The organism is Photobacterium carnosum (assembly GCF_002849605.1).
In the GTDB taxonomy this organism is placed as follows: Bacteria; Pseudomonadota; Gammaproteobacteria; order Enterobacterales; family Vibrionaceae; genus Photobacterium; species Photobacterium carnosum.
Genome location: NZ_NPIB01000001.1, coordinates 174,283 through 186,263, shown reverse-complemented (window position 1 = coordinate 186,263; position 11,981 = coordinate 174,283). Strand labels below are relative to the sequence as shown.

10 protein-coding genes are annotated in these 11,981 nt (G+C 37.5%); 4 read left to right on the top strand and 6 right to left on the bottom strand.

Translation table 11 applies throughout. The annotated features are described in order from the left end of the window. The first annotated feature begins 160 nt into the window (after positions 1–160). Both fabV and CIK00_RS00830 read left to right on the top strand, forming a co-directional pair. Positions 161–1,363 (top strand): enoyl-ACP reductase FabV, encoded by a 1,203-nt coding sequence (gene fabV, locus CIK00_RS00835; protein WP_101767033.1) that lies wholly within the window; start codon positions 161–163, stop codon positions 1,361–1,363. Positions 1,364–1,526: 163 nt separating this feature from the next. Continuing rightward, entirely contained in the window at positions 1,527–1,937 is a 411-nt protein-coding gene (locus tag CIK00_RS00830; protein ID WP_101767032.1) for a PACE efflux transporter, read from the top strand. A gap of 75 nt (positions 1,938–2,012) precedes the next feature. On the opposite strand, the gene CIK00_RS00825 is transcribed toward CIK00_RS00830, so the two are convergent. From CIK00_RS00825 to CIK00_RS00810, 4 genes are all read right to left on the bottom strand, one after another. Then, positions 2,013–3,356: an ATP-binding protein gene (locus CIK00_RS00825; protein ID WP_101767031.1), complete on the bottom strand. Its 1,344-nt coding sequence runs from the start codon at positions 3,354–3,356 to the stop codon at positions 2,013–2,015. After that, positions 3,353–4,027 (bottom strand): response regulator, encoded by a 675-nt coding sequence (locus CIK00_RS00820; RefSeq protein ID WP_045035601.1) that lies wholly within the window; start codon positions 4,025–4,027, stop codon positions 3,353–3,355. The genes CIK00_RS00825 and CIK00_RS00820 overlap by 4 nt, the downstream gene beginning before the upstream one ends. Positions 4,028–4,276: 249 nt before the next feature. After that, the gene (locus tag CIK00_RS00815; protein WP_101767030.1) at positions 4,277–5,959 is read right to left on the bottom strand and encodes an aspartate:alanine antiporter; all 1,683 of its coding nucleotides are present in this window, start codon (positions 5,957–5,959) and stop codon (positions 4,277–4,279) included. Between the two features lie 261 nt (positions 5,960–6,220). Then, on the bottom strand, positions 6,221–6,484 hold the full coding sequence (locus tag CIK00_RS00810) for a GrxA family glutaredoxin (protein WP_045035599.1): 264 nt from the start codon (positions 6,482–6,484) through the stop codon (positions 6,221–6,223). A gap of 496 nt (positions 6,485–6,980) precedes the next feature. Between CIK00_RS00810 and CIK00_RS00805 the strand changes: the two genes are divergently transcribed. Beyond that, complete coding sequence (locus tag CIK00_RS00805; protein WP_101767029.1) at positions 6,981–8,153, top strand: iron-containing alcohol dehydrogenase; 1,173 nt, start codon at positions 6,981–6,983, stop codon at positions 8,151–8,153. 506 nt (positions 8,154–8,659) lie between these two features. Next, positions 8,660–9,256 carry an acetate uptake transporter gene (locus CIK00_RS00800; protein WP_101767028.1) on the top strand — a complete coding sequence of 199 codons (597 nt, stop codon included), beginning with the start codon at positions 8,660–8,662 and terminating at the stop codon, positions 9,254–9,256. A gap of 114 nt (positions 9,257–9,370) precedes the next feature. Here CIK00_RS00800 and CIK00_RS00795 read toward each other — a convergent pair whose 3' ends face one another. Together CIK00_RS00795 and CIK00_RS00790 are read right to left on the bottom strand one after the other, a co-directional pair. Continuing rightward, positions 9,371–10,255, bottom strand: coding sequence for a helix-turn-helix transcriptional regulator (locus tag CIK00_RS00795; protein WP_101767027.1), 885 nt, complete (start codon positions 10,253–10,255; stop codon positions 9,371–9,373). Positions 10,256–10,617: 362 nt separating this feature from the next. Next, entirely contained in the window at positions 10,618–11,979 is a 1,362-nt protein-coding gene (locus tag CIK00_RS00790; protein ID WP_101767026.1) for an L-serine ammonia-lyase, read from the bottom strand. Between the last annotated feature and the right edge of the window lie 2 nt (positions 11,980–11,981).

Genomic DNA, 11,981 nt, shown 5'->3' with positions numbered 1-11,981 from the left:
GATTCTCCCGTGTGCCACGCAAATGCGTGGCACTTTTTTTGACCAAAATTTAGCGTAACACCTCCAACCACTACGATTTTTGTTCATTTAGGACATAAATTTAATGCGTATCTGCCATTAACCTTTTATCCTATTCATAATTATGTAAGGGAAGCTGAAAATGATCATCAAACCTAAAACTCGTGGATTTATTTGTACAACAACGCATCCCGTTGGTTGTGAAGATAACGTAAAGCAGCAAATTGCTTACACTAAAGCTCAAGGTCCAATTGTAAATGCACCAAAGCGTGTCTTGGTTGTAGGGTCTTCTAGTGGTTACGGCTTGTCATCACGTATTGCTGCGGCATTCGGTGGCAGTGCTGCAACAATTGGTGTTTTCTTTGAAAAATCAGGTACAGAGAAAAAACCAGGTACTGCAGGTTGGTATAACTCAGCAGCATTTGACAAGTTTGCTAAAGCTGAAGGTCTTTACTCAAAAAGTCTAAATGGTGATGCGTTCTCTAACGAAGCAAAACAAAAAGTAGTTGATTTGATTAAACAAGATCTTGGTCAAATTGATATGGTTATTTACTCACTGGCATCACCAGTACGTAAATTGCCAGAGACTGGTGAAGTGATTCGTTCATGCCTAAAACCGATGGGTGAAACGTACACAACAACAGCCGTTGATACCAATAAAAACGTATTAATTGAAACCAGTATTGAACCTGCAACAGAACAAGAAGTTGAAGACACTGTTACTGTTATGGGTGGCCAAGATTGGGAGCTATGGATTGATGCGCTAGCAAATGCTGGTGTATTGGCTGATGGTTGTAAGACCGTAGCCTTTAGTTACATTGGTACTGAGCTAACATGGCCAATTTACTGGCATGGCGCGTTAGGCAAAGCGAAAATGGACCTAGATCGTGCCGCGAAAGAACTAAACACTCAGCTAAGTGCGACGGGTGGTTCTGCCAATGTTGCTGTATTAAAGAGTGTTGTTACACAAGCAAGCTCTGCGATTCCAGTTATGCCGTTGTACATTGCAATGGTCTTTAAGAAAATGCGTGAAGAAGGCGTACATGAAGGCTGCATGGAGCAGATCCTACGTATGTTTAAGCAGCGCTTATATAAAGAAGACGGCACGGCACCTGACGTTGATGCTGAAAATCGTCTTCGTTTAGATGACTGGGAATTGCGTGAAGATATTCAACAGCATTGTCGTGATCAATGGTCAACAGTAACCAATGACAACTTATATGATGTTGCTGATTACCAACAATACAAAGATGAATTCTTGAAGCTATTTGGCTTTGGTGTTGATGGCATTGATTACGATGCTGATGTGAATCCTGTTGTTGATTTTGATGTAGCAGACATCTAATAATCGCATCATAAAATAGATATTGAATAAACCGCCAGTGATGGCGGTTTTTTTATATTTGCTCTTTTTTCTATCTGTTAAGCGGATAGTTAATGACTTTTATTGGTGAGATTTGTAGATATATTAGTGAAAGATATTATTGGTTCACAACAGAGCATTTACTATGAGAACAACGTTTGATCGCATTCGCCATGCTATTGGTTTTGAGATTATTGGTCTGATATTGATGGTGGGTATTTTAAGTCAATTTGGGTTTGAACTTGGACATGTCGGTATTATGGGGATATTTTTTTCTATTGTAGCCACAGTATGGAATTACTTATATAACCTATGGTTTGATCGGTTAATGTATAAAAAATATAACGTGACTCAAAAAACAATGTCGCAACGGATAGTACATAGTTTAGGTTTTGAGGTTGGATTATTAATTTTCACTATTCCAGTTTTAGCATGGGTGCTGAATGTAAGTTTATGGCATGCGTTAGTGTTAGATATTGGTATGGTGATATTTTATTTATTCTACGCATATGGATATAATTTGATTTATGATCGCATTTATCCTATTGATTCATAATAATTTTATATTTTTAAGGTGTTAAAAAGCCAGCATAAAAGTGCTGGCTAATAAATCAGATAAAACGATTAACCATTAGCTTTTTGGAAGCTCAATAATGAATGCTGCACCTTCAAGCTCTGAGTCTTCAACGTGAATCTTACCTTGGTAGCTATCAATAATTTCATTACATACAGAGAGGCCAATACCTTGCCCTGGATTGAGTTGATCTGCGCGCACACCACGTTGAAAAATAGCTTCACGTAATGCAGGTTTAACCCCTGGGCCATCGTCTTCAATGAAAATAGTGAAAGAATCACTATTTTCAATAACGGATAATTTTACTTGGCTAATACAAAAGCGAAAACTGTTTTCGAGCATGTTGCCAAATAATTCCATTAAATCATCTTTATTGATGGGTAATTTTAAATTGTCATCAAAGTGATAATGCAATATCGCGTCTTTATCAGCATAAATTTTATTTAACATTCGATTTAGGCTGGTAATAATCGGTTTAAGCTCAACATTACTTTTTTGTAACCCTTGTTGACCGACCATAGCTCGTTTGAGTTGATATTGTACCAAATCATCCATCTGGCTGATTTGTTCCATGATACGTTGATTAAGCTCACGGCGATCTAAGGATGAATCATCAAGCAGGGCATTGGTGGCGGCTAAACGTGTTTTTAAGCTATGTGCAAGGTCATCCATCGCATGACGATAGCGTCCTTGCTGGTCATTACTAATGCGGCTTAATCGATTAACCGCCATCGTTACTTCTTGTAACTCCATCGGATAATCATCATCTAGTTTCTCTCGTTTAGCTTCGGTCATTTGATCCAATTGCGATGCTAATTTTCGTAAAGGCTGAAATCCCCAATGGAAAGCAGCAATCAAAAAGGCAACGGCAATTAAGACAAATAGTCCTAAATAGAAAGCGGTACGTTTATGTAATTGCGCTAAAGAGTACTCATAGGCATTCGCAGAGCGAAGAACGACTAATTGATAAATTGTGCCATCTTCTTTATTACGACTGAGATTATATGCAATATAACCTTGATGATTTTTCATTTTAATTAACGTGGGTGTTGAAATATCTTCTGGCAAATAACGGCAAACATCACGTAAATTGGCTTTTGCAGCTTGACTTGATACCCAGGTTGTTTTATCACTTTGATCACAAACAACCGCAATATAATCAGTGTCAGAAGGATCGAGAGAATCAATCCATTTATCGACATCTTTAATTAATCCAGCTCGATTAAGTTGTGCGACAACCATTGGCATTTGAGCAACAAGTTCCGAGGAATATGATGCCATATAGCTTTGAGAGTAGAGTTTATTGATAACCGCAGCTAGCGCAGAAGTCACTAAGGCAATGATAGCGACGGAGGTAATCAATACTCGTTGTCTTAATCTAGGCTGGAAAAAACGTTTCATTGTGCGCTGATTTCAAAAATATAGCCCTGACCACGAATGGTTGAAATAGGGTTATTTTGTCCTGTTTTAGTGAATTTTTTACGTAGGCGGCTGATCATAACTTCAATCGTATTTGGATCACCTTCTTGGTCTTCATACAGCACATCAAGTAGTCGTTGTTTTGATACAACTTGGCGGCTATGGCGCATTAAATACTCTAATAAATCATATTCAAATGCAGTTAGTTCAAGTAGTTCGTCACAAACATAAACTTGCTTTGCGAGTAAATCGACGCGAATATCGCCAGCGGTCATTTCTGGTTTAACAAAGCCAGCACTGCGACGAACAAGGGCACTAAGACGAGCGACCATTTCTTCTTTTTGAAACGGTTTTACTAAATAATCATCAGCACCAGCTTCAAGACCTGTGACTTTATCTTGCCAATTAGAACGAGCGGTAAGGATCATGATTGGTAGACGTAAGCCTTTTTTACGCATGTCTTTAATTAAGCTGATCCCGTCTCTATCAGGTAAGCCAATATCGACGATAGCGATATCATTAGGATAATTTTGTGCAAAAAATAGCCCTTCTTCGGCAGTGTTGGCACATTGAACTTGATTTCCTAACTCGCTGAGTTGCGATTTTAGGTGATGGCTAAGAATAGCATCGTCTTCGACAATAAGAATACGCATAGATTGGGCACCAGAGATAACGGATGGTATTGATAAGTCATGGTAAAGTATCAACTAATAAAGTGCATTAGTTATTGTTGCCGTAACTTCATGATAGGGTATGTAAATTAGCGCAAAAAGTAGGATAAAAAATAAAGTAATTGTCTTGCTAGTTACATTTTAACGCTAATAGGTAGTGTAAAGAGTCAGACTGAATAGAGACTGACTCATTAGTTAACTAATAAGTCAGTCTCTATAAAGATAATGGTTTTATTGGAAAATAAAGATCAGTGTACCTGCGATAGTCAGTAAGACATTGGCAATCGCATAAGTTCCCGCATAACCTAAAGCAGGAATAGTACTACGAGCATGCTCATTGATCATATCCATTGCCGGGGCACATGTTCGTGCACCAATGATGGCACCAAATAATAATGCTCGGTTCATTTTGAGTACGTAAGCACCAAATAAATAGGCTAATACGACAGGAATGACGCTGACCATTAAGCTGGTAATAAAGACGGTTAAACCTATATTGCCGATAGAAGCAAATAGATTAGAACCCGCACTTAAACCGATCCCCACCATGAATACCATTAAGCCTAAATCTTTAGCCATATTAAGTGCGCCCTGAGGCACATAACCAAAGGTTGGGTGGTTAGCACGTAAGAAACCTAATGTAATACCTGCGATCAATAATCCTGCAGCACTACCTAAACCAAAAGCAATATGACCAAATTTCATTGTGACTAAGCCCATTAATAGGCCAATAATAAAGAAACAACAGAAAGCGAGCAGATCAGCAATTTGACTGTGAATTGAGATGAAACCAATACGTTCAGCAAGTCCTAAAACACGGCTTTTTTCACCGCTAACTTGTAGAATATCGCCTTTATTTAGCAGGATACTATGATCCATTGGCATTTCAATTTGTGCACGAACTACACGGTTAAGAAAACAACCATATTCAGATAAATTCAATTCGGATAAGCGTTTACCTGCAATACCATCATTTTTAACCACAATTTCTTCTTCTACAATACGTAGATCGAGTAAATCGCGGTCAAACACTTCTTTACCATTACGGAAGCTAGGATCAAGACGTGCATGGCTATCAGGGTAACCAACTAACGCAATTTCATCACCTTCTTGTAAAATAGCGTCACCATCAGGGTTAGCTAAGATACCATTACGACGAACACGTTCAATATAGCAACCTGTTTGGCGGTAAATACCGAGCTCACGCAGATTACGACCATCAATCCAGTTGATAAGCTCAGGGCCTGCGCGGTAGGCACGAATAATGGGTAGATATACTTTACGTTGTGCAACTTCACCGATGCCACGTTCACGTGCAATTTGCTGTGATGATTCGGCAAGGTTTTGTTTTTGCAATTTAGGCATTAATTTGGCAAGGAAAATCAAGCTGACTAAGCCAACAAGATAAGACATAGCGTAGCCAACACTTAAACTTTCGCTTAATTGCTTAATGACTGCGGGATCAGTAATACCCGCTAGACCGTTGTGAAGTGCATCTTTTGCACCCACAAGTACTGGCGTTGCTGTTAGTGAGCCAGCCATCAGGCCTGTTGCTAAACCTATATCCATGTGCAGATAACGTGCCATGGTCATCGTTATAGCGATTGATGACAACAAGACAACTAATGCAAGTAATAAATAGTGTTTACCATCACGGAAGAAGATGCCAAAAAAGTTTGGTCCAGCTTCTATACCCACACAGAAAATAAATAGCATAAAGCCAATATTTAGTGCGTCAGTGTCAAACGTAAAACCAGCATTACCAAATAATAAAGCAGTAAGTAGAACGCCAATAGAGTTACCTAGTGTCATTTTGGCAAAACGAATTTTACCGATACTTAAACCAACAGCAAGGACTACAAATAGCAATAAAATATCATTTTGGTGTAGAAGAGCGGCTACATCAATGTTCACGACGGATTTCCGAAATAATGGAAAGATAAAAGTGAGGTAAATTCTAGCTGATTTTGAACAGAGGTTATAGTTTATATTAGAAATAAATAACGAAAAGCCATTTTATAAACGAACTCTTCAATATAATTTGTATTTTTTTTGAAGGGTTGTTTAAAGGTGCGTCATACGTTAAAAAATAGTGTTTTAATAATGAATGACAATTATAAAATTATAAAAAAAGGCTGACAATGTCAGCCTTTTTGTTAATCAATAATATGGTGTTTATTTATATAGAAGGTTATGTTCTTTTGCATAAGCTTCAAATTCAGTGCAGCCACCAATGTGATCTTGATCAACAAAAATCTGAGGTACCGTTTCAACGGGTTTACCAACGGTTTTTTCTAAATCAGCTTTACTGATACCTTCAGCGTGGATATCAACGTAACGGAAGTTAAAATCGTCACGTTCTTCTTTGATTTTTTCTGCTAATTCTTTTGCGCGAACACAAAATGGGCAACCTGGACGACCAAAAATAACAACGAACATAAATTTCTCCTGCATAATTTGTTATTACTATAACGCGGCAGTGGTAATAGAGAAAGCAGGTTTTTTCTGTTAAACCAATAGATAAAAGCGATGTAGTGAGTCTAACGTCAAATAGTATCAAAGCATAAAAAACCAAATACTGAGCCTGCTTAACTTAACTATATAGCCATTTAAATTAGCATCACCTAATTTACCATTAGCCTTCGAATGTTACGTAGCTTAACGACGTACTATTGCGCTTCTATTACGATGAGAAGTGACTTTTACTACATGTATTTTATTGTCGTAGTAATACTAAATGTGAGTCAGTATTGATATTAATGTTGTAGTAATTGAAATGTATAAAAACTTGTTTGTAATCAATATTAAATTAAGCCATCTAATAGAATCTAATTTTAGATAGTTTATAAATTAGTGAACCTTGATAAAAGACGTAGCGAAGGTTAAATACGAGGTTTCCATAGAATAAATATCATTTAAAACAGGATAAATAACTATGTTTCAGTTTATGACTTCAACACGGATAGTGTTTGGTGAAGGTGCTCTGCATGATTCTTTATCGCTGCTTAATCAATTTGGTTACAGTGTGCTATTGGTGACCGGGCAAGATCAGCAACGTTCACTACCTCTGGAGCAATATTTCAAACAACAGAATATGCGTTATCAGCGATTAGTGATTAAAAGCGAACCTTTAATTGCAATGATGGAAGAGTTGGCTGCAATGGGGCGGACTTTTTGTCCTGATATGGTAATTGGTATCGGAGGGGGGAGTGTACTTGATGTAGCTAAATCTCTGGCGGCCTTAATTCCTAACCAAGGCAGTGTTTATGATTATGTCGATGTTGTCGGGCGCAATGTTCCTTTACAAGTTAAATCACTACCTTTTATCGCAATTCCAACCACGGCGGGTACTGGCGCTGAAGTTAGTAAAAGTGCTGTCTTACAATCTGCACAAGAACAAGTACAAGTGAATTTAAGTAATGTGGAGTTATTTCCTGATTTAGCCATTATTGATCCGACATTAACCTATGGTATGGATGCAGTGCTGTCAGGATATTGTGGCATGGATGCTTTTACTCATTTAATGGAAGCGTATGTGTGTGGCGAACAAAATCCATTGACCGACATGATTTGCGAGGAAGGATTAAAGCGTATTGCGATGTCAATTTTACCTGCTTGCAAAGATGATCATTATCCTTCTCGATGTGACATGGCTTTTGCTGCAATGCTTGGTGGTATGGCGCGTTCAAATGCTAAATTAGGTGCTGCTCATGGATTAGCATCAGCATTAAGTGGTCGCTTAGATGCTCCCCATGGATTAATTACGGCGCGACTCTCGCCTTACGTGATGAAAGAAAATATCTCTGTTGCAACAGAATTAGGCCGCAGCGATGTTCTGGCGCGTTATCGTAAATTAGCGGTTATATTAACGATGAATAATGAGGCTAATATTGAGGATAGTGTGCAATGGGTTGATAGCATGCTGATAAAATTACAGTTACCGTTATTATCTGATTATGGGTTATGCAACACCATGTTTGAAGAGGTTGCAGAGGACGCATTACGTACCTGTGTCATTAAAGGTAATCCGTTACCATTAAATCAGCAGCGATTAATCACAATTTTGAGGCAAGTTTGTCACAATGATTGCCATGCTTCAATGTCATAAGGTCAGTTATAAGAGAAAATAGTACTGATTCAATGAATGTATGATTATATTGATTTTTACTGGTTTTGTATGAAAAAGTGACTCAGGTTGCTTTTTTTTTAGCTCTACATTCGAGAAAAATCGATTTTTTAGCGACATTTCTTAAAATTTAATTTTAAATTATCAAATAAATGTAAGTTTAAAATAGATAGAACAATTTCCTTTTTTTGACGTAAAATTTAATTAAATGATTAAAATTAATAGGTTATATACGCTTTATTTCTTGCTTGTAGGTAAAAAGGCAAGGGAACAGTAATTTAATAAAGGTAAATAAAATTACGTGTTCAGTATCATAAATCTTAGCTGTTAGTTTTATGCCTTAATAGGATGTATTTAATTTAGATGCTGATTTTAGTGATATAAGCATTGATCTGTTCCGCGGCTTACATTAAGATCCGCCGCGCATAAATATGCGCACATATTTTTAATTTTTATTATTTTTGTTGTAAATCCTGTAGGGGAATAAAATGTCTACAAAACTTGCTAATCCAGCACCATTAGGTCTAATGGGCTTTGGCATGACGACCATTGTCTTGAATATTCATAATGCTGGATTTTTTCCTCTAGACTCGATGATTCTAGCTATGGGTATTTTCTATGGCGGTTTAGGGCAAGTTCTTGTTGGTATGATGTGCTTTAAGCGTGGTGATACCTTCGGCACAACGGCATTTACTTCTTACGGCTTATTTTGGTTGTCATTAGTTGGTTTACTTATGTTGCCAAAACTTGGCTTTGCGGCAAGTCCAGCACCGTTCATGGCATGGTACTTACTACTATGGGGTGTATTTACAGCATTTATGTATGTTGGTTCTTTACGTTACCCACCAGCGAAGCAAGTTGTTTTCGGTTCTCTAACGATTCTATTCTTCTTGCTTGCGGCGCGTGATTTTACGGGTAACGAAACGATTGGCTTTATTGCGGGTATCGAAGGTATTTTCTGTGGTTTAAGTGCTATTTATTTTGCAATGGCACAAGTATTAAATGCAGAGTACGGTCGTGTAATTCTACCTGTAGGTGTTGCGCCTAAAGATCGCGAGTTACAACAAGCTAACGCTGTAGCGTAACCGGTTACGATTTGAAATTAGCCCTACTTATTGAAGTGGGGCTTTTTATATCTGCTTTTCATGGTGTATAAAAAAACCTCGCATTGACGAGGTTTTTTTATTGAATGATGGTTGCTAATGACATGCTTCTGGTAAATATTCAGTGTGATCTTTACAAGTAAAACAACCATCAGCATCCATATCATTTTCTTTTCTTGCACTGGTTCTAAATTGTGATGGTGTGACATTATATTTACGTTTAAATGCATCACAAAAATAAGCGGCACTACCAAAGCCTGAACGATTACCAATTTGCGATATTGAATAATTAGAAAAAGTTAAAAAATTAAGTGCAAGTCCCATTCGAACATCTAGTAATAACTGGCTAAATGAAACACCTTCTTTTGCTAAATGACGACGCAAGGTTGATTGCGTTGTAAATAGTGCTTTTGCCATATCATCAACACTCCATTTGCGTTGAGGATCTTGGGTGATTAATCGTGCAATTGTGCGCTCTTTAGGCTCGTCATAATTAAAACGATAAACATTGAAAACATCAATACCAGTATTATTCAGTGCTATTAAAATAAAGACTAAGCATTGGCTCAGCAAAGTTTGCTCCATTGTTGATCCACTAATGCTGGGCAATAGTTGATTAAATAATGCGAAATTTTGCTCAACAATTTCTGATGAATCAATGATATAAGTAGGTGAGCAATTTGAAGTTGCTAACGTTGGTTGCCTAAGTGCACTTATATATTTAAATGCTTCAGTAATTGACTCTTCATTGATCATTAATATTTGTAGTTCAATATTTTCTTGATTATTTAATTGATTAATTGAACAAGAAATATGACTAAATTTAGGTATAACTAAGATGCTATTATTTTTTATATCTATAACATGACCATTAATATGAATATTACCGTCTGCATTTGATAACTTCACAATTAAATGATGATCGACATAAAACTCTTTCAGAACAACATGGCTCTGCGAGAGGATACGCTTATATTTCATAGCAATATTGCTTCTCTATAAAGGGAATAAATCCTTCATTACATATCGAACATCAATGATGTAAAGGCGATATACGCATCCATGCTTACACTACATTAATGATAATGAGTATATGTAATTGAGTATAGGACGAAAAGAAACGAAAGAATAGATACAATTAGAGATATAAGAAGTAATGAACAAGAGTGATAGTTATATTGATATAATATGACTATATATCTAAATTCATAGGTGTTATGAGGTGATTAATAATGAATCATGTTGTATATGTTTGTGGTTTTTAGATAAATATTTTGAGCGTAAAACAAAAAAACTACCCGAAGATAGTTTTTTAGTTAATTGCGTTAAATGTTCATTTTACATTAGCAAATGACTTTAATCGCCAAGCCACCTTGTGATGTTTCACGATATTTAGCATTCATATCTTTGCCTGTTTCAAGCATCGTTTCAATGACTTTATCAAGTGATACACGTGGTGCTGATGAACGACGAAGCGCCATTCGGGTTGCATTAATTGCTTTTACTGCTGCAATGCCGTTACGTTCAATACAAGGTACTTGCACCTGTCCGGCTACTGGGTCACATGTTAAACCTAGGTTATGCTCCATTGCGATCTCAGCAGCTATACAAACTTGCTCAGGACTTCCGCCCATTAGTTCTGCTAAACCTGCTGCAGCCATTGAACAAGCAACACCGACTTCACCTTGACAACCCACTTCAGCGCCAGAAATAGAAGCATTACGCTTATATAGACCACCAATAGCACCTGATGCTGCAAAATAACGGATGTATTCTTTTGGTCCAACAGATTGTACGAACTTATCATAATAAGCGAGAACAGCCGGAATAATACCACATGCGCCATTTGTTGGTGCCGTTACTACTCGGCCACCAGCTGCGTTTTCTTCATTAACAGCAAATGCATACATGTTAACCCAATCAACAACTGTCATTGGATCATTATTTAATTTTTCTGTTGTAATCAGTTGTTGATGTAATGCTGCTGCACGACGAGGAACACGTAGTGGTCCAGGAAGAATACCTTCTTCATTCATGCCGCGTTCCATACACTCACGCATGGTTTTCCAAATATTAGCAAAGTATGTGCTAATTTCGTCTTCTGCATTCATTGCGCGTTCGTTCGCCATAACGAGCCCACTAACAGAAAGGCCATGTAGATTACATTGTTCTAGCAATTCAGATGCGTAAGAGAATGGGTAAGGAACCTCAACAGTATTTGCTTGTTCTTTACCAAAGTTCTCTTCATCAACAATAAACCCGCCACCAATAGAGTAGTAAGTTTTAGAGAAAATGACCTTGTCATCTTGCCAAGCATGAATTGACATGCCATTTTCATGAAGAGATAGGTTAGTCGTATGGAAGTTCATACCGCCATCGCGTGGGAAATCAACAGTATGGCAGTGCATGCCAACAGGAAGACGTTCAGTTTCTTCTACGCGAGAGATAAACCCAGGAATGCTATCAATATCAACATGTTCAGGTGAATTTCCAGCAAGGCCCATAATGATAGCAATATCAGTGTGATGGCCTTTACCTGTAAGCGATAAAGAACCGTAAACATCAACGGTAATTTTTGTCACGTCACGTAATTGGCCTAACGCACGTAAGTCGTCGATGAACTCTTTACCTGCTTTCATTGGGCCAACAGTGTGTGAACTAGAAGGGCCTACACCAATTTTGAATATATCGAAAATACTGATCATGT